The 21,631-nt window shown below is 65.1% G+C and carries 18 protein-coding genes and 1 tRNA gene; 5 read left to right on the top strand and 14 right to left on the bottom strand.

Annotated features, from left to right (window positions below; all coding sequences use genetic code 11):
* Positions 1-61: 61 nt before the first annotated feature.
* From BHK69_RS31485 to recJ, 3 genes are all read right to left on the bottom strand, one after another.
* A complete protein-coding gene (locus BHK69_RS31485) occupies positions 62-580 on the bottom strand; it encodes a hypothetical protein (RefSeq protein WP_244548229.1) in 519 nt (172 codons plus the stop codon).
* A gap of 370 nt (positions 581-950) precedes the next feature.
* Positions 951-1,025 (bottom strand) — tRNA-Glu (locus BHK69_RS17320).
* A gap of 230 nt (positions 1,026-1,255) precedes the next feature.
* Positions 1,256-3,061, bottom strand: a complete 1,806-nt coding sequence (gene recJ, locus BHK69_RS17315) for a single-stranded-DNA-specific exonuclease RecJ (RefSeq protein ID WP_069691183.1) — start codon at positions 3,059-3,061, stop codon at positions 1,256-1,258.
* A 135-nt stretch (positions 3,062-3,196) separates the two neighbouring features.
* Between recJ and BHK69_RS17310 the strand changes: the two genes are divergently transcribed.
* The gene (locus tag BHK69_RS17310) at positions 3,197-4,852 is read left to right on the top strand and encodes an FAD-binding dehydrogenase (protein WP_069691182.1); all 1,656 of its coding nucleotides are present in this window, start codon (positions 3,197-3,199) and stop codon (positions 4,850-4,852) included.
* Between the two features lie 225 nt (positions 4,853-5,077).
* On the opposite strand, the gene BHK69_RS17305 is transcribed toward BHK69_RS17310, so the two are convergent.
* From BHK69_RS17305 to BHK69_RS17270, 8 genes are all read right to left on the bottom strand, one after another.
* The gene (locus tag BHK69_RS17305) at positions 5,078-5,857 is read right to left on the bottom strand and encodes an enoyl-CoA hydratase/isomerase family protein (protein WP_069691181.1); all 780 of its coding nucleotides are present in this window, start codon (positions 5,855-5,857) and stop codon (positions 5,078-5,080) included.
* 16 nt (positions 5,858-5,873) lie between these two features.
* Positions 5,874-7,067: a CaiB/BaiF CoA transferase family protein gene (locus BHK69_RS17300; RefSeq protein ID WP_069691180.1), complete on the bottom strand. Its 1,194-nt coding sequence runs from the start codon at positions 7,065-7,067 to the stop codon at positions 5,874-5,876.
* Between the two features lie 245 nt (positions 7,068-7,312).
* Positions 7,313-8,311, bottom strand: a complete 999-nt coding sequence (gene glpX, locus BHK69_RS17295; protein ID WP_069691179.1) for a class II fructose-bisphosphatase — start codon at positions 8,309-8,311, stop codon at positions 7,313-7,315.
* Positions 8,312-8,382: 71 nt separating this feature from the next.
* Positions 8,383-9,729 carry a homoserine dehydrogenase gene (locus BHK69_RS17290; protein ID WP_069691178.1) on the bottom strand — a complete coding sequence of 449 codons (1,347 nt, stop codon included), beginning with the start codon at positions 9,727-9,729 and terminating at the stop codon, positions 8,383-8,385.
* Between the two features lie 61 nt (positions 9,730-9,790).
* Complete coding sequence (locus tag BHK69_RS17285) at positions 9,791-10,246, bottom strand: GNAT family N-acetyltransferase (protein WP_244548532.1); 456 nt, start codon at positions 10,244-10,246, stop codon at positions 9,791-9,793.
* A 152-nt stretch (positions 10,247-10,398) separates the two neighbouring features.
* A complete protein-coding gene (locus tag BHK69_RS17280; RefSeq protein WP_069691176.1) occupies positions 10,399-10,830 on the bottom strand; it encodes a hypothetical protein in 432 nt (143 codons plus the stop codon).
* 349 nt (positions 10,831-11,179) lie between these two features.
* Complete coding sequence (locus tag BHK69_RS17275; RefSeq protein ID WP_069693744.1) at positions 11,180-12,400, bottom strand: LL-diaminopimelate aminotransferase; 1,221 nt, start codon at positions 12,398-12,400, stop codon at positions 11,180-11,182.
* A gap of 161 nt (positions 12,401-12,561) precedes the next feature.
* Positions 12,562-13,041 carry a hypothetical protein gene (locus BHK69_RS17270; RefSeq protein WP_069691175.1) on the bottom strand — a complete coding sequence of 160 codons (480 nt, stop codon included), beginning with the start codon at positions 13,039-13,041 and terminating at the stop codon, positions 12,562-12,564.
* 120 nt (positions 13,042-13,161) lie between these two features.
* Between BHK69_RS17270 and BHK69_RS17265 the strand changes: the two genes are divergently transcribed.
* Positions 13,162-14,997 carry a PHA/PHB synthase family protein gene (locus tag BHK69_RS17265; protein ID WP_083269502.1) on the top strand — a complete coding sequence of 612 codons (1,836 nt, stop codon included), beginning with the start codon at positions 13,162-13,164 and terminating at the stop codon, positions 14,995-14,997.
* 80 nt (positions 14,998-15,077) lie between these two features.
* Here BHK69_RS17265 and BHK69_RS17260 read toward each other — a convergent pair whose 3' ends face one another.
* Entirely contained in the window at positions 15,078-15,929 is an 852-nt protein-coding gene (locus BHK69_RS17260; RefSeq protein ID WP_244548228.1) for an arsenate reductase/protein-tyrosine-phosphatase family protein, read from the bottom strand.
* Between the two features lie 41 nt (positions 15,930-15,970).
* Entirely contained in the window at positions 15,971-16,489 is a 519-nt protein-coding gene (locus tag BHK69_RS17255; RefSeq protein WP_069691173.1) for an arsenate reductase ArsC, read from the bottom strand.
* 134 nt (positions 16,490-16,623) lie between these two features.
* Between BHK69_RS17255 and BHK69_RS17250 the strand changes: the two genes are divergently transcribed.
* The 3 genes from BHK69_RS17250 to BHK69_RS17240 all read left to right on the top strand — a co-directional run bounded on the left by BHK69_RS17250 (position 16,624) and on the right by BHK69_RS17240 (position 20,094).
* Positions 16,624-17,667, top strand: a complete 1,044-nt coding sequence (locus BHK69_RS17250; RefSeq protein WP_069691172.1) for an ArsJ-associated glyceraldehyde-3-phosphate dehydrogenase — start codon at positions 16,624-16,626, stop codon at positions 17,665-17,667.
* Between the two features lie 4 nt (positions 17,668-17,671).
* Positions 17,672-18,931 (top strand): organoarsenical effux MFS transporter ArsJ, encoded by a 1,260-nt coding sequence (gene arsJ, locus BHK69_RS17245; RefSeq protein ID WP_069693742.1) that lies wholly within the window; start codon positions 17,672-17,674, stop codon positions 18,929-18,931.
* A gap of 374 nt (positions 18,932-19,305) precedes the next feature.
* Positions 19,306-20,094, top strand: a complete 789-nt coding sequence (locus BHK69_RS17240) for a transporter substrate-binding domain-containing protein (protein ID WP_158516232.1) — start codon at positions 19,306-19,308, stop codon at positions 20,092-20,094.
* 142 nt (positions 20,095-20,236) lie between these two features.
* Here the strand turns inward: BHK69_RS17240 and BHK69_RS17235 are convergent, their stop codons facing one another.
* A complete protein-coding gene (locus tag BHK69_RS17235; RefSeq protein WP_069691170.1) occupies positions 20,237-21,556 on the bottom strand; it encodes an OmpP1/FadL family transporter in 1,320 nt (439 codons plus the stop codon).
* Between the last annotated feature and the right edge of the window lie 75 nt (positions 21,557-21,631).

Below are 21,631 nucleotides of genomic sequence, written 5' to 3'. Positions count from 1 at the left end.
AGCTATGGAGCGCGAGGAAGTTTGGCTAACTTGACCGCTCCCGCCCCTTCTCGGACATCGACTATTTTGGCTGAGCGCCCAAGGCCCTTAACGCCGCGCGCGCTTTGTCGCTCGTGCTTTCAAATATAAATGCGCTTGAGCAAGGCGCTTGGAGAACGGTTAGAAGACTGGGCCCTTGGCGGGGCGATATGACAGCGCTTGATCCACGGAACGGCGGCATGCTGGAATTCGGGTCACTCAACGCGATCAGAAACGGTCCCGAGGCCATCGCTTCAGGTTTTACAAAATTAGAGTTATCCCAAATTACCGATAAAATACCTGATGATTTTCCGACCAATAGTTCCTCTACTTCCACGTCGAAACGTGCATAATCACTCAAATGCCTGTCAACGTCCTCGAAGAATTTACGTAACTGCGAAGGACGGATAATTCTATAGTTAGAAATTCGACCAATCACAACCACATCCGCATGGTTGATATCGAAAAACTTAAGTTGAGCAGGAACCCGACAGGCGTGAGCTGGCTGACTCTCCAACGCAATGGCAAAGACAACGGCTGGGATTAAACAGTATCGCAGCATTCGCCCTCTCCGATCTGGAGTATCGCATACCGTCCACCACGTTGTGTATCAGACATCGTAAAGGCCGCTTCCCACTCATTGCGGAAGTTGAAGAAGCCACCTGCTCTTCCTGCTTTCACAGGCGCTTTTCCGCTACGGGTCACAGGGCTACAGACCCGTTCACCACCTCAGGCTACCATAGGTCCTCCTGAAGGTCCCGGCGGTGCCCGACAACCTGCCGGCTCACGTGACGTGCCTGATCGGGCCTTCGCGAGTCTGGTCCGAATAGAATTCACGGGGGACACAAATGGGTGACATCGTGGGGGACACCCTCGATTTTCCATATCATATTATCGTTTATTTTCAACCAGTTGCACCACCCATGAAAGGGTGGCGCGACCTACGGGAGTCGAACCCGTCTCCCCAGCGTGAAAGGCTGGTGTCCTAACCGATAGACGAAGGTCGCGGGCCTCTGAATCGACGGCTGCCCGTCGAGAAGCGGGGCGAGGTATAGTGGCAGGGCGCGCCCTCTGCAAGCTCCAGTTTGACGATATCCGGGGAAAGTCCGGACAGACTCGCCGCCACCGGTTCCTGCCGCCAAATATCGTATTTCGTCCGATGCTTTGAGGTTTTCGTCTTGCATCGACCTTTCCAAAAGCGGTTCCCAGTGGGGCCAATGCTCTCGAGCCACCGCGATCAGCCCGGACGCGCCATGTCGAGGACACGTAGCTCGGCGCTCTCGCGGCCGCCCCAGCGATTCAGCGTCAGCGTCGCGGCGAGATGGACGCTCTCGCCGCGCGCCGCCAGCAAGGCGCGTCCCAGTGGCTCCTGCGCCACACGGAAGGCGATGCCGCCCACGGTCGCGCCATCGCCGCTCTTGAGCTTGATGCGGACATGGCCGCCGCTGCCGATCTCGACCGCCTCGACCAGGCGATGCGCGGGAAAGACGAAAACCGGCTCGGGACTGCCCGCGCCAAAGGGCCCCGCCTTGTCGATCTCGGCGAGCAGGCGTGGATTGGCGCCGCCCGCGCTCAACGCCGCATCGATCAGCAGCGCCTCGGCCTCATCAGCCGCCGCGACTTGCGCGGCCAGCCGCTCGGCCAGGAAAGCCTGGAACGCAGGAGCCTGCCCGGCAGCCAGCGTTACGCCGGCTGCCATCGCATGGCCGCCGCCCTTGACCGCGAGCCCGGCCTCGACCGCCTCGCGCACGGCCCGGCCCAGATCGACGCCGGCGACCGAACGGCCCGACCCCGTCGCGCCGCCCTGCCCGTTCAAAGCGAGCGCGAAAGCGGGACGCCGGAAGCGCTCCTTCAGCCGCGCCGCGACGAGGCCGACGATGCCGGGATGCCAATCGCCGGACGCCGCCATCAGCACGGGCTGGTCGGGCAGGCTCATCAGCGCATGATCGGCCTGCGCGGTGGCTTCCAGAACCGCCTGGCGCTCGATCTCCTGACGTTCCTGGTTCAGCCGGTTGAGTTCGGTGGCGATGCTGCGCGCCTCGATCTCGTCTTCGGTCAGCAGGAGCCTCGCCCCCAGCGCCGCATCGCCGATGCGCCCGCCGGCATTGATGCGCGGGCCGAGCAGAAAGCCGAGATGCCAGGGCTGCACCGGGCCATCGAGACCCGCGACATCCATCAGCGCAGCCAGTCCCGGCCGCGTCCGCCCCCGCAATATGGCGATGCCCTGGCGCACGAAGGCGCGGTTCAGGCCCTTGAGCGGCACGACATCGGCCACCGTCGCCAGAGCCACGAGATCGAGCGCCGCCAGCAGATCGGGCTCGCCCTCCGCCCGCCCCGTCCAGAAGCCTTGCCGCCGCAGCGTCCGGCTGAGGGCGACGAGCGTCAGGAAGACGACGCCTGCCGCGCAGAGATGACCGAGCCCGGAGAGATCGTCCTGCCGGTTGGGATTGACCAGCGCGGCGACGGGCGGAAGCAGCTCGGGCGCCTGATGGTGGTCGAGGACAACGACATCCAGCCCGAGTCTTTGCGCCTCGGCCAGCGGCTCATGGCTGGTCGTGCCGCAATCGACCGTGACCAGCAGCGTCGCGCCTTCGCCTGCCAGTGTGCGGATGGCGTCGCTGTTGGGGCCATAGCCCTCGATCAAGCGATCGGGGATATGGATGCGCGGCTGCGCGCCGGCCTGTCGCAGGAAGCCCGCAAGCAGGGCCGCCGAGCAGGCGCCGTCGACATCGTAATCGCCGAAGATCGCGACCTTCTCGCGCCGCTGCGCCGCCTCGGCGAGGCGGGCGGCGGCGGCTTCCATATCGGTCAATGTCGCGGGATCGGGCAGGAGGTCGCGCAGGCGGGGCTCGAGGAAGCGCAAGGCCTCGCTGGGCTCAACACCGCGCCCGGCGAGCAGGCGCGACAAGGTATCGGGAATGCCTTCGAGCTGCGCCAGGGCCTCGGCGCGGCCGAGCCCCGCGGCGTCCAGCCTGTCGCGCCAGGGCCGGCCGAGCACGGAGTGGGACACGCCGAGGAAAAGGCGCTGGGGAATGAGACTCATGGCCTAAGGGCGTCGCGCAGGCAGGCGCGTTCGTCAACCGCTACATGAACCGCTGCCTGCCTTGCCGAGCTTTGGGGGATCGCCATACTGCGCGGCAAGCAGCCGGGAAAGGGCAGCGGGCGCGGGGCAGGACGCATGGGACAAGACGCGGACGTCATCATCATCGGAGCCGGCCTCGCCGGGCTCGTGGCCGCAACGGAGCTCGCCGACGCCGGCCGAAAGGTCATCCTGCTCGATCAGGAGCCCGAGCAATCGCTCGGCGGGCAGGCCTTCTGGTCGCTCGGCGGATTGTTCATGGTCGACACGCCCGAGCAGCGCCGCCTGCGCATCCGCGATTCGCGCGAACTCGCGGCACAAGACTGGTTCGGCTCGGCCGGGTTCGACCGCACAGAGGACGACTGGCCGCAGCGCTGGGCACAGGCCTATCTCGACTTCGCCACTGGGGAGAAGCGCGCCTGGCTGCACAAGATGGGCATGCGCTGGTTCCCGGTCGTCGGCTGGGCCGAGCGCGGCGGCTATCTCGCCAGCGGCCATGGCAATTCGGTACCGCGCTTCCATGTCACCTGGGGTACGGGGCCCGGCGTGCTGGAGCCGTTCCTGCGCCGATTGAAGGAGGCGCAGGCCCGGGGCTTGATCGAATTGCGCTTTCGCCACCGCGTCACCGCGCTGTCCCGCAGCGCCGGCGCGGTCGATGGCGTCGAGGGCGAGATTCTGGAGGCGAGCCCGGTCGAGCGCGGAGCGAAGAGTTCGCGCGACGCGGTCGGGGCTTTCGCGCTCAAGGCGCAGGCCGTGATCGTCACCTCTGGCGGTATCGGCGGCAATCACGATCTCGTCCGGGCGAGCTGGCCGCAGCGCTTGGGCGCACCGCCACAGCGCCTGCTCTCAGGCGTGCCGGACCATGTCGACGGCGCGATGCTGGCGATCGCGGAGGCGGCGGGCGGCCGGCTGATCAATGGCGACCGGATGTGGCACTATGTCGAGGGCATCGCCAATTGGGCGCCGTTCTGGCCGCGACACGGCATCCGCATCCTGCCCGGCCCCTCCTCGCTCTGGTTCGATGCGCGCGGCAACCGCCTGCCAGTACCGCTGTTTCCCGGTTTCGACACGCTCGGCACGCTCGAGCACATCATGACGACGGGCTACGACTATTCCTGGTTCGTGCTGAACCGCAGCATCATCGCCAAGGAGTTCGCGCTCTCCGGTTCCGAGCAGAATCCCGACCTCACGGCTAAGAGCTGGCTCCAGGTGCTGGGACGGGCGGGCGGCGGCGTGCCGGCCCCCGTCCAGGCCTTCATGGACAAGGGCGAGGATTTCATCGTCGAGAACGATTTCTCCCGGCTGGTCGCGCGCATGAACGCGCTTGCCGGCGAGGCGCTGATCGATGAGATCAGGCTCAGGGCCGAGATCGAGGCGCGCGACCGCACGCTCGACAACCCCTTCGGCAAGGATCTGCAGGTCACGGCGCTGCGCGGCGCCCGCGCCTATCTCGGCGACCGCCTGATCCGGACCGCAAAACCGCATCGCGTCCTCGATCCGGCGCATGGCCCGCTGATCGCCGTCAGGCTCAACATCCTGACCCGCAAATCGCTGGGTGGCCTGATGACGGATTTGTCCGCGCGCGTGCTGGATGGGACGGGCGAGCCGGTGCCCGGGCTCTACGCGGCCGGAGAAGCCGCCGGCTTCGGCGGCGGCGGCCTGCATGGCTATCGCGCCCTCGAAGGCACCTTCCTCGGCGGCTGCCTGTTCTCCGGCCGAACCGCCGGGCGCGCCGCGGCGCAGGCGGTGGGATAGAGCACGCCGTTTAGACTCGGAACCACGCCGTCATTCCGGGGCGATCCGAAGGATCGAGCCCGGAACCCAGAACCGCAGGTGGCGACGACATGAGCGCTGCCGATGACGGAGCCTGCCTCCCCGCTCCGTCGGTTCTGGGTTCCGGGCTCTACGCTTCGCGTTGCCCCGGAATGACGCCGTGGTTCCGAGCCCAAACAGGCGTCCCTGGCCGCCGTTTCGTCCGGCTCACTTGCCCTGCCAATGCGGCGCGCGCTTGCCCAGAAAGGCTTCCATGCCCTCGCGGAAATCGGCGCTCATATAGCACATCAGGACGAGGTCATCGCCTTGAGGGTGGCCATTGGCCTTGGCGATGCGGCGCAGCGCTTCCTTGGTCGCGCGCATCGTCAAGGGCGCATGGCCGGCGATCGTGGTCGCCAGTTCGCGCATCCGGAGGAGGAGCGCCGCATGATCAGTGACGAGCTCATTATAGAGCCCGATGCGCTGCCCCTCCTCGGCCTCGATCAAGCGCGCGGTGAAGACGATGTCCTTGACGCGAGCCGGGCCGAGCAGCGTCGCGAGCCTGGCGTAGTTGCTCATCGACAGGCAATTGCCGAGCGTGCGCGCCACCGGAAAGCCGAAGCGGGCCGATTGCGTCGCGATCCGGATGTCGCAGGCGCAGGCGATGCTGGCGCCGCCACCCGTGACCGCGCCCGAGATCGCAGCGATGGTCGGGATGGGGCAGCTTTCGATCGCCGTGATGATGCGGTCGATCCGGCTCTCATAGGCCAGCGCATCGTCTGGCGTATTGAAGGCGCGGAACTGCGTGATGTCGGTTCCGGCGGCAAAAGCCTTCTCGCCCGCGCCGGTGAAGACGAGCACTTTCGGGTCGCCATGGCCGGGAAGATCGCCACAGATCTCGGCAAGCCGCTCATACATCGCGAAGGTCAGCGCGTTGCGGGCCTGGGGGCGGTTGAGCGTGATCGTGCCGATGCCGTCCGCAACGGTGTAGAGAATCTCGTCGTCCATGCTCTCAAGGCTCCTTTCAGATCGCGCCGCTATCCCTCAAACGCGTGATCGCCGCCTCGTCATAGCCGAGCTCGCCCAGGATCTCGGCATTGTGCTCGCCGGCCTCTGGCGTCGCCGTCGCCACGGAAGCCGGCGTGCGCGACAAGCCGACGGGCTCGCCGATGACGCGGATATCGCCGAGCACCGGATGCGAGACCGGCTGCGCAATGGCGAGATGCTGGACCTGGGGATCGTCGAACATCGCATCGACCGCATAGATCGGCCCGGCCGGCACGGCCGCCGCCTCGAAGGCTGCCAGCCAATGGGTGCTGTCCTGCGTGGTCAGGATAGCCTCGATCAGCACGCGCAATTCGGGCCGCGCTTTGAACCGCTTCTCCATATTGTCGTAGCGCGGATCGGCAGCGAGGTCGGGGCGGTCGATCGCACCGCAGAAGGAGCGCCAATGCCCTTCAGCACCGACGCCGATATTGATGTGGCCGTCGCGCGTCGCATAGACGCCCATCGGCGTCGAATAGGGATGGTCGTTGCCGGCCTGCGGCGGCACCTGGCCCTCGACCAGGAAGCGCGCCGCCTGGAAATCCATCATCGCGATCTGGGCTTCGAGCAGCGAAGTCTGGACCCATTGGCCCTTGCCGGAGACCGCGCGCTCCTGCAGCGCCACCAGCGCGCCGATCGCGCCATAAAGCCCGGCGGCGGAATCGGCGACCGCGATGCCGGCGCGCACCGGGCCCTGGCCGGGCAGACCCGTCACCGACATCATCCCGCCCATGCCCTGGGCGATCTGGTCGAAGCCCGCGCGCGTCCGGTACGGCCCGCTCTGGCCGAAGCCCGAGATCGAGACCAGGATCAGGCGCGGATTGAGGGCGTGCAGCGCCTCGAAATCGAGGCCGAGCCGCTCCTTCACATCGGGCCGGAAGTTCTCGACCAGGAGGTCGGCGCTCTCGATCAGCTTGCGCAGGACCGCCGCGCCGCCTTCCGTCTTCAGATTGAGGGTCAGCGAGCGCTTGTTGCGATGCAGGTTCTGCATGTCATAGCCATGCCGCGGCCCGCTCATGTTCTCATTGGGGTCGAAGCCCGGCGGGCTCTCGACCTTGATCACATCGGCGCCGAAATCCGCGAAGACCCGTACGCAGGTCGGCCCCGCCCGGACGCGCGAGAGATCGAGCACGCGGAGGCGGTTGAGCGCGGAAGACGGCGTCGGGCGCGGCATGGCTCTCCACAGCAATTTGACGATCTAGTTAGATCGTCAAACTGCTCTATCCCTTTGTTTTAACGCGTTTTCTTCACGCGAACCGGTATCCACTTCGCTCGAAAACGCTCTGGAGCAATTTCCGATCCGATTGGATCGTTCAATTGCTCCAGCTCTTTGTCTTAACGCGTTTTCTTCACGCGAACCGGTATCCACTTCGCTCGAAAACGCTCTGGAGGGTCCGACGAGGCTCTCGCCCCTCAGGCTCAATCCAGCTTGAATTTCTCGAACTGACGGTGCTCGCCATAGATCCGGCGCACGGTGCCGGTGATCGAGCGATAGACGATCGTCTCGGTCTCGATGACGTCCTTGCCGAACCTGACGCCCTTCAGCATGCCGCCATTGGTGACGCCGGTGGCGCAAACGATGGTATCGCCCGAGGCCATCTCCTCCATGCTGTATTTCCGGTTCGGATCGGTGATGCCCATGGTGAGGGCACGGGCGCGCTTCTCCTCGGTGTCGAGGATGAGGCGGCCCTGCATCTGGCCGCCGACGCAGCGCAGCGCGGCTGCCGCCAGCACGCCCTCGGGCGCGCCACCGATGCCGAGATAGAGGTCGATACCGGTCTTCTCCGGCTCGGTGCAGTAGATCACGCCGGCGACGTCGCCATCGGTGATCAGGCGGATCGAGCAGCCGGTCTTGCGAACCTCCTCGATCAGCTTGGCATGGCGCGGGCGGTCCATGATCAGGGTCGAGATCTCGCTCGGCTTGACGCCCTTGGCCTTGGCCAGCGCATAGATGTTGTCGGTCGCGGAAGCGTCGAGATCGACCACGCCGCGGGCATAGCCCGGGCCGATCGCGATCTTGTCCATGTAGACGTCAGGCGCGTTGAGCAGCTTGCCGGCCTCGGCCATCGCCATCACGGCGATGGAATCGGGCATGTCCTTGGCGCAGAGCGTCGTGCCCTCGAGCGGATCGACGGCGATGTGGACCTTGGGGCCCTGCCTGGTGCCGACCTTCTCGCCGATGAAGAGCATCGGCGCCTCGTCGCGCTCGCCCTCGCCGATGACGATCTCACCGTCGATCGGCAGGCGGTTGAGCTCGCGGCGCATGGCGTCGACCGCCGCCTGGTCCGCCGCCTTCTCGTTGCCGTGACCGCGCAGGCGCGCGGCCGAGACGGCGGCGCGCTCGGTGACGCGGACCAGCTCCATCGAGAGATAGCGCTCGATGATCTGGTTCGGGGAAATACGGAGATCTTCGGACATGGATGGCTCCCTTGGGGGCGAATGGCGAATAGCGAGTGGCGAATGGAACTCTACTCGCCACTCACCATTCGCTACTCGCGCTCTATACGGATGACTTGCGGCGGTTCCGCGATATGGCCGTCGGCAGAAACCTTTTCCAACGCCGCCCGGATCGCGGATTCGCTGGTGGCGTAAGTGATGAGCACGACCGGGACCGGCGCGCCGGAACGCCCGGAGGGATCGCGCGCGGCGGCGCTCTCCGAACGGCGCTGGACGATGCTTTCGAGCGAGATGTCGGCTTCCGCCATGCGGGTCGCGATCGCAGCCGCCGCTCCGGGATGGTCGAGCACGGCCAGCCGGACGTAATAGCCGCCCTCATGCCGCTGCATCGGCGCGCGGGTTGGCGTTTCCAACCGCGCCACGGGCAGGCCGAAAGGCAGGCCCGCCGTGCCGCGCGCGACGTCGGCGATATCGGCGACGACGGCCGAGGCTGTCGGGTCGCCGCCGGCGCCGGGACCGACCAGGGTGATCTCGCGGACCGCATCGGCGTCGATGGTGACGGCGTTGGTCACGCCCATCACCTGCGCGATGGCCGAGGATTTCGGCACCATGGTCGGGTGCACGCGCTGTTCGATGCCGGTCTTGGTGCGCTCGGCGACGCCGAGCAGCTTGATCCGGTAGCCGAGCTCGTCGGCCATCTTCAGGTCGAGCGGGGCGATCGAGGAAATGCCTTCGACATGAATCGCTTCGGCGTCGATCTTCGTCCCGAATGCGAGGCTGGTCAGGATGGCGAGCTTATGGGCGGTATCGTAGCCCTCGACATCAAAGGTCGGGTCGGCCTCGGCATAGCCCAGGCGCTGGGCGTCGGCGAGGCAGGCCTCGAAGGTCAGCCCCTCTATCTCCATGCGCGAGAGGATGTAGTTGCAGGTGCCGTTCAGGATGCCATAGAGCCGCGTGACATTGTTGCCCGACAGAGCCTCGCGCAGCGTCTTCACCACCGGGATGCCGCCGGCGGAGGAGGCCTCGAAGGCCAGCGCCACGCCCTGCTCCTCGGCGAGCGTCGCCAGCGCCACGCCATGATGAGCGAGCAGCGCCTTATTGGCCGTGACGACCGATTTGCCGGAGGCGAGCGCGGCCTCGACCGCAGCCTTGGCCGGGCCGTCCGAGCCGCCGACGAGCTCGACCAGGCAATCGATCTCGGAGGATTTCGCCAGCGCGACGGGATCGTCGAACCAGGTCAGGCCGGCAAGATCGACGCCGCGATCCCGGGTCCTGTCGCGCGCCGAGACGGCGGTGACGCGAATGGCGCGGCCGCAGCGGGCGGCGAGCGCATTCTCCTGCCGGCGCAGGATGCGCAGCACGGAGGCGCCGACGGTGCCGAGCCCGGCGAGCCCGATGCGCAATGGCTGGGAAGCGGTCGAGAGGGGCGCATTGATCATAGGCGCGGGGTCGCATGAGGGGAGGCGCGAGTCAACGGCGAGGGTCGGGATCACCGACCATTCACGCCGGCTCGAGCGGTTTGACCATGAAGATGCTCAACGGGTCGTTGGCATAGGAACCGAACGGTCCGCACTGCTTGAAACCGATGCGCCGGTAGAGGCCCAAGGCCTCATGTGACTTGACGCCCGTCTCCAGGAATATCTGCCGGACACCATCCTGCACAGCAGCAGCCTCAATCGCCTGGACGAGCCGGAAACCGACGCCCTGCCCTCTCGAATCGGGATCGACGAACAGGCGCTTCATTTCGGCCGAGCCATCCGGAAGGACGGCATAGCCGCCGCATCCCAACGCCTTGCCATTCGCCCTTGCGACGAAAAAACGAATATTATCCGCCAGCAGCGCGGCCAGGGGCGATCCGACCCGGTTCTGCGATGGATAGAGCGCCGAGGAACGCTCATCCGCCTTCCCGAGGAAATCAACGACGCTCGGCTGATCCGGACTTTCTCGCTGAACCACGATCGTCAAAGGACGTTCTCCTTGGCGTAATTTCCGATCCAACTGGATCGTTCAATGACTCTTGTTTAGACGCGTTTTCTCCGCGCAAACGCTTCGCGTTTGTCGCGAGGGAACCGGTGCCCACTGCGCTTGAAAACGCTCTGGAGAGCCGCTCACTCGAAGCGGCAGACCACCTCGGCTGCAATCCGCTTCACCTTCTTCTCCGCGAAGCTCAGATGGATCCGCAGCAGGTTGTTGCCGAAGGCCGTGGCCTTGATCGTCCGCAGCGCCTCGACCGAAGCTCCGTCCCAGGCCGTCGAGTTCTCGATCATGGGGCGCCAGAACCAGGGCTTCGGCGGCACGATGGTCACGGTTTCCAGAATACGCTCGGCCTGCGCCTGTTCGGTGCCCAGGGGGATATAGCGGGTGACAATCTCGGTGGCGTCCCGGCCGCAATCGCGCGCGATCGTCGCGGCCAGCACATCGGCGACCAGCGGCGAATCCGTCTGGGGCAGTCGCCCGCGCGAATAATCAAAGGTGGCGACGAGGCAGATCAACGCGAACAGGCCGAAGCCGATGCCGATCAGACGGCCTTTGCTGAACATCTCGCGTGCCTCAGTCCAAGTCCGGACGAGAATGTCCGCGACCAAGGGGTTCCCATGTTTGGGCGACGCGGTCCAGTCCTTACGGCCCCTCTGACACCCTCCCCGTCATCCCGGGCGCAGCCACCGGGTCCGGCCTTTGGCCGGCCCAAGGTTAAACCCTGCACAGACCCGGAACTCGAAGCGCGTCATTCTCGGGCTTGCCCCGAGAATCTCGTGACTAGCCAGCTGAAATCAGAGATGGGCGGGTCAAGCCCGACTATGACGCGCTTCGATGGATTCCGGAGCAGCGCCGCTGACGCGGCTTGTCCGGAATGACGGCGCGGGTGGAAGCAGCCGTGAGCTTACGCCCTCACCCCGCCTTCGGCATCTGGATGACGTTGTGCAGGGTCTGGTCCGCCGTCTTGAGGAAACGGCCGACATTGCGGGCCGCCTGGCGGATGCGCTGTTCGTTCTCGACAATGGCGATGCGGACGAAATCGTCGCCATGCTCGCCGAAGCCGATACCCGGCGCGACCGCAACCTCGGCCTTCTCGATCAAGAGCTTCGAGAACTCCAGCGAGCCGAGATGGCGGAACTTCTCCGGAATCGGCACCCAGGCGAACATCGAGGCCTGCGGCACGGGCACATCCCAGCCAGCCTTACTGAAACTCTCGACCAGCGCGTCGCGGCGCTTGCGGTAGATCTCGCGCATCTCGCGGATGCAATCGTCGGGGCCGTTCAGGGCGGCCGCCGCCGCGACCTGGATCGGCGTATAGGCGCCATAGTCGAGATAGGATTTTACGCGTGCGAGCGCAGCCAGCAGCCGCTCATTGCCGACGGCGAAGCCCATGCGCCAGCCCGCCATCGAGAAGGTCTTGGACATCGAGGTGAACTCGACCGTCACATCCATCGCACCCGGCACCTGCAGCATCGAGGGCGGCGGGTTGTTGTCGTCGAAATAGACCTCGGCATAGGCGAGGTCGGAGAGCAGGATCAGCTCGTGCTTCTTCGCGAAGGCGACGAGATCGCGATAGAAATCGAGCGAGGCGGTGAAGGCCGTCGGATTCGCTGGATAGCAGGTGACGAGCGCGATCGGCTTCGGCACCGAGTGGATGATCGCCCGCTCCAGCGCCGGGAAGAACGCCGGCGTCGGCTCGGCCGGCACCGAGCGGATGACGCCGCCCGCCATCAGGAAGCCGAAGGCGTGGATCGGATAGCTCGGATTCGGCACCAGCACGACGTCACCCGGGCCGGTGATGGCCTGCGCCATATTGGCGAAGCCTTCCTTGGAGCCGAGCGTCGCGACGACTTGCGTGTCCGGGTTCAGCTTCACGCCGAAGCGCCGCTCGTAATAATGCGCCTGGGCACGACGCAGGCCGCCGATGCCCTTGGAGGCCGAATAACGGTCGGTGCGCGGCTTGCCGGCGGTCTCGACCAGCTTCTCGATGACGTGCCTTGGGGCCGGCAGGTCGGGATTGCCCATGCCGAGATCGACGATATCGACGCCCTTGGCGCGCTCGGCTGCCTTGATCTTGTTGACCTGTTCGAAAACGTAAGGCGGCAAGCGCTTGATGCGATGAAAATCGGCCATATCGAACAGATCCCTCGCCAGGACGGCGGACTTATGATGCGCGCAAGTCATCATCCTTGCGCCAAGGGTGCTTAGCACCGCATCTTCGGTCAGGGCAGCCCTAAAAACGCAAGAATCAATCGAACGCTCCGGAAAAGCCGGTTTTCCCGGCCGATGCCGACTCAGTTCGTTGGCTGCGCCGCAGCGGGAGCCGGTGCCGGCAAGGCCTTGCCGAGCGAGACGGCCTGGGAACCTGCCGCATCATTGGCCATTCGCCTGGCCTCGAGCTGGCTCTCGATCTGCTTGAACTCGGCGCGCCGCTTGCAAGGGTCGGTCGGCTTCAGATCAGGTACTGGAGCCGTGAAACGGGCGGCCTGCCCCGTCGGCGTATAGGCCGGCGGCGGAGTCGGGCTTGCACATAAAGGATTGACGGCGATCGTCTTGTTGATCGGGATATATGCCGGATCGACAGGGCGGCTCTGCTGCACGAAGCTCTTGGCCTCCTGCGGGGTCGTGGCCATTCCGGCGACTTCGGCGACCGTCTTGACCGCTCCCTCGCCCGCGCAGCCTGCCAGCGACAGGGCAAGCATGGCCGGCCCCAGCAGCATGATCATCGATTTCGTCATGGGCGCAGCGAAGAGCTTGGGCGGATCGAGCAGCATGAGCGGTTCCGGCGCGTTGTCGATTTTTGTTTGTCAATCATATCGGCTACGTCCTTAATGGGACCAAAATGGGGAGTGTTAAGCTGCCCCGCAGAATAAAGCGACGGGAGAAGAAGCGCCATGAATCGGCCGAAGGACGACAAGCCGAGACTGGACGCCGGTTCGCCCGATGCCGCGCCGGAGACCCTAGCGCCCGACTTCGACCAATTCACGCAGAATATGGGCCGCCTGGTCGAGGAATACGGCAAGGTCACCGCCGCCTATCTGAAGCCGATCGAGCGTGGCGAGGCCAATACCGGCCCGACGGAAGAGGTCAGCGAGATGGTCAAGACGCTTGGCCGAGTCGCCGAGCGCTGGGTCAGCGATCCGCGCAAGATCATGGAGGCACAGGCCTCGATCACCGCCGACTTCCTCAACCTGTGGAGCGCCACGCTGAAGCGCGTCAGCGGCGAGGCGGCGGAGCCCGTGGCGCAGCCCGACAAGCGCGACGCGCGCTTCAACGACCCCGACTGGTCGGCGCATCCGATGTTCGATTTCGTCAAGCAGGCCTATCTCATCGGCTCGCGCTGGGCCGAGGACATGGTCGAGCGCACCGAGGACATCGACCCGCATACGCGCGAGAAGGCGCGTTTCTACGTCAAGCAGATCGCCGGCGCGCTCTCGCCCTCGAACTTCGTGGCGACCAATCCGGAATTGCTGCGCGAGACGCTGCGGCAGAACGGCGACAATCTCGTGCGCGGCATGAAGATGCTGGCCGAGGACATCGAGGCCGGCAAGGGCGAGCTCAAGATCCGCCAGTCGGACGCGCATGCCTTCGAGGTCGGCGTCAACATCGCCACCACGCCGGGCAAGGTGATCTTCCGCAACGAGATCATGGAGCTGATCCAGTACGCGCCCGCAACCGAGCAGGTGCTGAAGCGCCCGCTCCTGATCGTGCCGCCCTGGATCAACAAGTTCTACATCCTCGACCTCAACGCCGAGAAGAGCTTCATCCGCTGGTGCGTATCGCAGGGGCTCACCGTTTTCTGCATCTCCTGGGTCAACCCCGACGAGCGCCACGCCAGCAAGGATTTCGAGAGCTATATGCGCGAGGGCGTGTTCGCGGCGCTCGACGCCATCGAACAGGCGACGGGCGAGAAGCGCGTCACCACGATCGGCTATTGCGTCGGCGGCACGCTGCTCGGCGTCTCCTTGGCCTATATGGCGGCAGCAAAAGACAAGCGCATCGACAGCGCCACCTTCTTCACGACGCAGGTGGATTTCTCCAAGGCCGGCGAATTATCCGTCTTCGTCGACGAGGACCAGATTCGCGCGGTCGAGGAGAAGATGGCCAAGAGCGGCTATCTCGACGGCTCGCGCATGGCCGGCGCCTTCAACATGCTGCGGCCCAACGACCTGATCTGGTCCTATGCGATCAACAACTATCTCAAGGGCAAGGCCCCGACCGCCTTCGACCTGCTCTACTGGAACGCCGATTCGACCCGGATGCCGGCCGCCAACCACTCCTTCTACCTGCGCAACTGCTATCTTGAGAACAAGCTCTCAAAGGGCGAGATGCGCATCGGCGGCACGACGCTCGACCTGAAGAAGGTGACGATCCCGATCTATAATCTGGCCGCGCGCGAGGACCATATCGCCCCGGCGCCGTCGGTCTTCCTCGGCTCGCAATGCTTCGGCGGCCCTGTCGATTATGTCGTGGCGGGTTCGGGTCATATCGCCGGCGTGGTCAACCCGCCCGCCAAGGTCAAATATCAGTACTGGACCGGCGGCGCGGCTCTGGGGCGCTACGAGGACTGGATCGCGGCGGCGGCCGAGCATCCCGGCTCCTGGTGGCCGCACTGGTTCGCCTGGATCGAGGCGCAGGCGCCAAAGCGCGTGCCCGCGCGCCAGCCCGGCGACGGCAAGCTCGAGGCGCTCGGCGAGGCCCCGGGAACCTATGTGAAGATGAAGGCTTAGACGGGAATTTGGGGCGGGACGGACGGCTTGCGACCCTCAGCTGAAGTTCAAGATGTCCGCTGCAAAGGCACCTGTCGATATCACGCGGCCTGCTCAAGCGACTTGTCGGTCGCGCCGTCCATTCGGCCGATGGCGGTCAGAACAGGCTCCAGCTCGCGCAGCGGCATCTCCTCGAATGGCAAGTTCACGAAGGCCGTGACGCGAGCGGCCAGGTCGCGATAGCTCTGCAGGAAGGCGGCACGTTTGGCCGCTTGCGGGCCCGCGACCGACGCAGGATCGTCCAGTCCCCAATGCACCCGCATCGGCACGCCAGGGAAGGCTGGGCAGGTCTCTTCGGCCGCGTCATCGCAGACCGTGATGACGAGATCGAGTTCAGGGGCGGCAGGACCAAAGAACTCGTCCCAAGACTTCGAGCGCATCGCCGAGACCTCATAACCGAGGTCGTCAAGCAGGCCGAGAGCCAGCGGATGAGGCATCTCCTGCGGACGGCTACCGGCGGAATAGGCCTGGATCCGCCCGAGCCCTTCTCGGTTCAGCACCGCCTCAGCCATGATCGAGCGGGCCGAATTACCCGTGCAGACCACGAGCACGCGCAAGGGGCGTTCGCTGGCAACAAACTCGCGGCGAGCCGGGACGGATAGCGAAACGGGCGCACATCCCACTGGCCTCTCGCTGCAGCAGGCGTCGGAGAGGAAGGCGAGCAGCGCGTCAGCGCGCGGGGCCTGAGCGGCGAAAATGATGTGGCGGCCTTCCCGCCGCGACGCCAGCAGTCCGACCTGTTCGAGCGCACCCAGATGGGCCGACAGGGTGTTGTGCGCCACGGCCAGCAGCCGACCGATGTCTCCGGCGGCAAGCCCATGCGGGCTGTACCGCATGAGCAGGCGGAAGATCTCCAGCCGCGTCGGCTGCGCCAGCGCGCCGAGCAGCGCCACTGCGTCGGGAGAATCCAGCCTCGATGCGTCAAGTCCTGGCGTCACGCCGCGTCGTCCCTTCTGCCCATGTCCTTCCCGATTGCGTCGAGACGGTGCTGCAGCGCCATGCCTTGCAGCGTTGACAGCGGCAAGCTGGAAAAGATCGAGATCCGATTACTGAGCATGCGGTAGGCGTCCGCGAAGGCAAGCGCCTTCTGCACATCATCTCCTTGGAAGGCAGCAGGATCGGGCAGCGTCCAGAGCGCAGCCAACGGGTTGCCGGGCCAAGCGGGCGGCACCGCGTTGGCTGCGGTCTCGGACAAGGTGAAGACGAAGTCGAGCTCTGGCGAGCCAGCTTGGGCGAACTCGTTCCAGCTCTTGGGATGCAGGCCCGCCATATCGTGATTCAAAGATTTCAGCAGCCGAGCGGCAAATGGGCTGACCTCCGGCTGCGGTTGGCTTCCGGCGCTAAAGACCATGAACTTGTCGCCGGCGAGCCGCCGCATGATGGATTCCGCCATGATCGAGCGGGCGTGGTTGCCCTTGCAGATGAAGAGGACCTTCAGGGGAGCCGTTTCCATGGGGAAATCTCGTTATGTCGGTTACGATCGACATAAATGCTGCCCGAGCGATATGTCGGAGTCAACCGACATATTGACATATAGTCTTCATTCAGGCGATGGACCGTTCAGGATCATCGTAGGGAGCATGGATCATGCGGGTCGGCATCAACGGCATGGGGCGCATCGGGCGCCTGGCCCTGAGGGCAGCTCTCGGCGCCGCCGAGCGCCAGGGCGACGATCCGCGTGCCGGCAATCGACTCGACGTCGTGCATCTCAACGAGATCAAGGGCGGAGCGTTGGCGACGGCCCATTTGCTGGAATTCGACAGCATGCAGGGCCGTTGGCGCGCCGACATAGGCCCAGAGAGCGAGGGCGGAATCCGCATCGGCGAGCGCCGGATGGGTTTCTCGGCTCACGCTGCGCCCGGAGATATCCCTTGGGGCGACCTCGGCGTCGATGTCGTGCTCGAATGTACTGGCAAATTTTTAATGCCTGCTACGATCGAGGGCCATCTGAAGCGCGGTGCCAAGCGCGTCATCGTGGCGGCACCAGTGAAGGACGCGTCGGTCCTCAACGTAGTCATCGGCATCAACGAGCATCTCTACAAGCCCGATTTGCATCCGATCGTGACTGCCGCTTCCTGCACCACCAACTGCCTCGCCCCGGTGGTGAAGGTCGTTCATGAGAACCTGCGTATCCGCCACGGCCAGATCACCACGATCCACGACCCGACGAACACGAACGTTGTCGTCGATGCACCGCACAAGGATCTGCGCCGCGCCCGCTCCGCCATGCTCTCGCTCCAGCCGACGACGACCGGCAGCGCCACCGCGATCGCGCTGATCTATCCTGAGCTCAAGGGAAAGCTCGACGGCCACGCCGTTCGTGCGCCGGTGCTCAACGCCTCACTGACCGATTGCGTCTTCGAACTGGAGCGCCCGACGACGGCCGCTGAGGTCAACGAGCTGTTCAAGGCTGCTGCGAAGGGGCCGCTCGCCGGCATCCTGGGCTTCGAGGCGCGGCCGCTGGTCTCGATCGACTATCAGCGCGACACGCGCTCCTCGATCATCGACGGTCTGTCGACGCTCGTCACCGACGGGACGATGTTGAAGGTGTATGCCTGGTACGACAACGAGATGGGCTATGCCTGCCGCATGGTCGATCTCGCCTGCCACCTCGAACAGGTCGGGATCTGAGGTCGTGCAGAATCCGAGCGCGGGCCAAGGCTCGCGCAACTACACCATCGTCACAGCGGCCTATTGGGGCTTTACCCTGACCGACGGCGCGTTGCGGATGCTCGTGCTGCTGCACTTCTTCCGGCTTGGCTATTCGCCGTTCATGCTGGCCTTCCTGTTCCTTCTCTACGAGGCGGCCGGTATCGCCGCCAACCTGATCGGCGGCTGGCTTGCTGCGCGGTATGGCATCACCCGCATGCTGACGGTCGGGCTGACGACACAAATATTCGGCTTCCTGCTGCTTTCGGCGCTATCGCCGGACTGGACAGCTGCAGCCTCCGTGGCCTGGGTCGTCCTCGCACAAGGCATCTGTGGCGTTGCCAAGGACTTGACCAAGACAGCCTCGAAATCGGCGATCAAGATCGCGGAAGCGGCAGCGAAGGCCGAGGACGCAGAGGGCCGGCTGTTTCGCTGGGTGGCCTGGTTCACCGGCTCGAAGAACGCAATGAAGGGCATCGGCTTCTTCCTCGGCGGGTTACTTCTGGAGGCGCTGGGGTTCAGGGGTGCGCTATGGGCGATGGCCGCCATGCTCGCGCTGATCCTGCTGGGCGTGGTCACGTCGTTGCCGGCGATGATGGGCAAGGCCAAGGCCAGCAGGAGCGCCCGCGAGCTGTTCGCCAAGAACCGAGGCGTCAACCTGCTGGCGATCGCGCGCGTCGCATTGTTCGGAGCGCGGGACGTCTGGTTCGTCGTGGGTGTGCCGGTCTTCCTCTACGCCTCGGGCTGGACCTTCACCATGGTCGGCACCTTTCTGGCGATCTGGACCATTGGCTATGGACTGGTTCAGGCGGCCGCGCCCGCCTTAGTCCGGCGCAGCGCCGACGGACTGTCCTCCGAGGTCCTCGCCGCACGGCTCTGGTCGCTGGCGCTGGCGGCCGTCCCCTTCGCTATCGCCGGGCTCCTCGCAAGCGACTCGGGCTTGCGGCCCGACCTAGTCCTGGTCGTGGGCCTCAGCCTGTTCGGATTCGCCTTCGCGGTGAACTCGTCGGTCCACTCCTACCTGATCCTGGCCTATGCCGGATCGGAGAAATCGGCCGAGGATGTCGGTTTCTACTATGCGGCCAACGCGCTCGGGCGTTTCACAGGCACATTGCTGTCGGGGCTGCTCTATCAGGCAGGAGGGCTATACGCCTGCCTCATCGGATCCAGCTTGATGCTGGCGGCCTGCTTCGCCGCGACGCTAGCACTGCCTCTCCACCCCGAACGCATCGAGCGGGAAGGCTGAACCATACTCCAAGGCGCCAAAGCGCGCGCCCGCACGCCAGCCCGGCGACGGCAAGCTCAAGGCGCTGGCGGATGCGTTGCGGACATCTGGGCTCGCGCCAGCCTGCTCTCGAACTGGCCCGGAATACGCGCCGTGTTTCGCGGGCTGGCTAGAGCAATGTCCGATCCAATTGGATCGTTCAATTGCTCCATGTCATTGTTTTAATGCGTCTTCTTCACGCGAACCGGTATCCGCTTCGTTCGAAAACGCTTGAGGTGTTTTCGCCGGCGCATTTCGCTTTTCGCCGGAGCGGATAAGGTTGTGACCACGATACCCTAACGCTTAACAATGGGCCGAGGTTTTACATGCCGGGGTTTCTCATGCCGAGGTTTCCTATGCGCTATGCCCTGCTGACGCTCATTGCGGTCTTGCTCGCCTGTCCGGTGCAGGCTGCCGACCCAGTGCTGGCGCCGAGCGGTACGCTGCGCGTTGGATATATCGGTACGAACGTCGCGCAGGCTCGCCTCGACCCGGCAACCGGCACAATTTCGGGTGTGATCGCCGACATCACGCGCGAACTGGGCCGCCGGGCGGACGTGCCGGTCAGCATCGCGCCCCTCCCGACGGCCGCCGCCGTGCTTGAGGCGGTCAGAAGCGGCCAGGTCGACATCGGATTTGTCGCTCCGAACCCGGCGCGCACTGGCATTGTGCTCTACTCCCGGACATACATGCTGGTGCAGCAAAGCGCGCTTGTGAGTGCAGATTCCCCGCTCCGGTCCGTGAAGGAGCTTGACCGCCCCACTCAGGTGATCGGGGTGAACACCGATGACAGTGTCGGCGTGTGGCTGAAAGGGCGGCTGATCGCAGCGAAGGTGCGAGAGACGCCCGACTATACCTTGCGAGACGCTGTCCAGTGGCTTCGGAACGGGGAGGTGATTGCCTTCGCGGGTGGGCGACAGCGGCTCTCCAGCGCGACGCAGGGCGTTCCCGGCCTACGAATGCTCGACGACAATTTTTACGGTGTGCCGCAAGCCGTAGCCGTACCGATCGATCATCAGGATCGGCTTCAGTTGGTCAACGCGGCCCTCAGTGAGATGCGCTCAAGCGGTTTTCTGGCGGGCTCCGTCGCGCGCAGCGGCATCGACGGTCTTGCGGTTGCTCCAGCCGATCCGCAGGAACCGTGACCATAGGTGGCCGCCGCTATGACCGCGGCCAATCCGCGAAGAGCCTTCACAGCCCCGCGCTCGCCCCAGGCTCACAAACAAAAAGCTCACAAACAAAAAAGCCGGCCCGAAGGCCGGCTTTTCCTTTGTGCGGAAGCTCCGCTCAGTTCTTGCGAACGACCGGGCGCACCGGGACCGTCTCGGCCGGGTTATCCCAGCGATAGGTCAGGCCGACCGAGGCGATGTGGATCGAGGGCTTGGCCTCGGCGGTGTAGAACACGGCGGCCTGCTGCGGATGGCTGCCGTTGTAGTTCACGCTCGCCTTCTTCACATCGATATAGGTGTAGCCGAGATCGAGCTTGAGCTTGTCGTTGAACTGATAGCTCAAGCCGGCGGAGAGCCAGAGGCGATCATTATCGGCGATGAAGATCGTGCGGTTGCGGTCGTTCACGGCCGAGAGCTCGTAGCCGACACCGGCGCGCAGCGTCAGCGCGCTGCTGTACTTGTATTCCGCGCCCAGCGAGAAATACCAGGCATCGTCATATTGGAAGTTCAGGCTGGTGACCGGCGCGCCGTTCAGCTGGCTCACGATCGGAATGTTGCGGAAGCGGCTCCAATTCGTCCATTCCACGCCGGCATGGACCTGCCACTGATCATTGATCACCTGCGACACGCCCAACACGACCGAATCGGGCAGGTTGAGATTCGCCTTGACCGGAATGACCGCGAGCGGCGTGCGGAACGTGCCTTCAAGCGTCTGGCGCACCTCGGAGCGATAGGCCAGGCCGATCGCGGTCCCTTGGAACGGCGTCAAGGTGATACCGAAGCGATAGCCGAAATCGATCGTATCGCCCTCGATGATCACCGGCGCCGCCGTCGGCCCGACGCCCGAGGCCTGCTTCAGCGCGGCGTTGAAATACTGGACCTGCACCGCGGCGCCAACCGAGATCCAGTCGTTCACCTGATAGCCGATGGTCGGCGAGACGTTGATCGTCTGCACCTTGGCCGAGCGGCCATAGACCTGTCCGGCATTGACCTGCTGGTCGGGCTTGGAGCGCAGGCCATAGGGCGCGCCGGTGGTCACGCCGAGCCAGAAGCGGTCGGTGAGCTGCCAGGCGCTGTAAGAGGCGGGGATGAAGGCGCCGTCGCCGCCGAGATTGCCGGTGCCGTTCTGGATCGGGTTCAGCGGGCCGAGCGGCGAACCCAGGCGCGTGGCCGCGGTCGGCTGATAGTCGGCATTCGCGTTGAGATAGGTGAAGTTCCAGTTGCTGTTGCGGCCGGGGAACATGGTGATCGTGGCCGGGTTCCAGGCCATCGACCCCATGCCGATGCCGCCCGAGGCGGCGCCGGCATAGGCCATGCCGAGCCCTTCGGCGCTCTGGCCGCTGCGGATGGCGAAGGAGCTGGCGGAGGCGGAGCCGGCCGCGAGAAGAGCAGCTGCCGAAACGGTTGCCGCGGCGATGAGGCGAACGGTGCTCTTCATCCTAATCCATCCCTTTGATTGCATTCTTTCGAGGTCGAAGCGCCTCGCTGACACCACCATGACGCGAGGCCGGTT

The sequence above is a fragment of the Bosea vaviloviae genome, from assembly GCF_001741865.1.
Taxonomy (GTDB): domain Bacteria; phylum Pseudomonadota; class Alphaproteobacteria; order Rhizobiales; family Beijerinckiaceae; genus Allobosea; species Allobosea vaviloviae.
This window is presented reverse-complemented; position numbering and strand designations above follow the sequence as displayed.

What these genes read in the sequence shown, in the direction of transcription:
- BHK69_RS31485 (WP_244548229.1), bottom strand. Translation starts at nt 580, where the DNA reads ATGCTGCGATACTGTTTAATCCCAGCCGTTGTCTTTGCCATTGCGTTG.
- recJ (WP_069691183.1), bottom strand. Translation starts at nt 3,061, where the DNA reads ATGAGTCTCATTCCCCAGCGCCTTTTCCTCGGCGTGTCCCACTCCGTG.
- BHK69_RS17310 (WP_069691182.1), top strand. Translation starts at nt 3,197, where the DNA reads ATGGGACAAGACGCGGACGTCATCATCATCGGAGCCGGCCTCGCCGGG.
- BHK69_RS17305 (WP_069691181.1), bottom strand. Translation starts at nt 5,857, where the DNA reads ATGGACGACGAGATTCTCTACACCGTTGCGGACGGCATCGGCACGATC.
- BHK69_RS17300 (WP_069691180.1), bottom strand. Translation starts at nt 7,067, where the DNA reads ATGCCGCGCCCGACGCCGTCTTCCGCGCTCAACCGCCTCCGCGTGCTC.
- glpX (WP_069691179.1), bottom strand. Translation starts at nt 8,311, where the DNA reads ATGTCCGAAGATCTCCGTATTTCCCCGAACCAGATCATCGAGCGCTAT.
- BHK69_RS17290 (WP_069691178.1), bottom strand. Translation starts at nt 9,729, where the DNA reads ATGATCAATGCGCCCCTCTCGACCGCTTCCCAGCCATTGCGCATCGGG.
- BHK69_RS17280 (WP_069691176.1), bottom strand. Translation starts at nt 10,830, where the DNA reads ATGTTCAGCAAAGGCCGTCTGATCGGCATCGGCTTCGGCCTGTTCGCG.
- BHK69_RS17275 (WP_069693744.1), bottom strand. Translation starts at nt 12,400, where the DNA reads ATGGCCGATTTTCATCGCATCAAGCGCTTGCCGCCTTACGTTTTCGAA.
- BHK69_RS17270 (WP_069691175.1), bottom strand. Translation starts at nt 13,041, where the DNA reads ATGCTGCTCGATCCGCCCAAGCTCTTCGCTGCGCCCATGACGAAATCG.
- BHK69_RS17265 (WP_083269502.1), top strand. Translation starts at nt 13,162, where the DNA reads ATGAATCGGCCGAAGGACGACAAGCCGAGACTGGACGCCGGTTCGCCC.
- BHK69_RS17255 (WP_069691173.1), bottom strand. Translation starts at nt 16,489, where the DNA reads ATGGAAACGGCTCCCCTGAAGGTCCTCTTCATCTGCAAGGGCAACCAC.
- BHK69_RS17250 (WP_069691172.1), top strand. Translation starts at nt 16,624, where the DNA reads ATGCGGGTCGGCATCAACGGCATGGGGCGCATCGGGCGCCTGGCCCTG.
- BHK69_RS17240 (WP_158516232.1), top strand. Translation starts at nt 19,306, where the DNA reads ATGCGCTATGCCCTGCTGACGCTCATTGCGGTCTTGCTCGCCTGTCCG.
- BHK69_RS17235 (WP_069691170.1), bottom strand. Translation starts at nt 21,556, where the DNA reads ATGAAGAGCACCGTTCGCCTCATCGCCGCGGCAACCGTTTCGGCAGCT.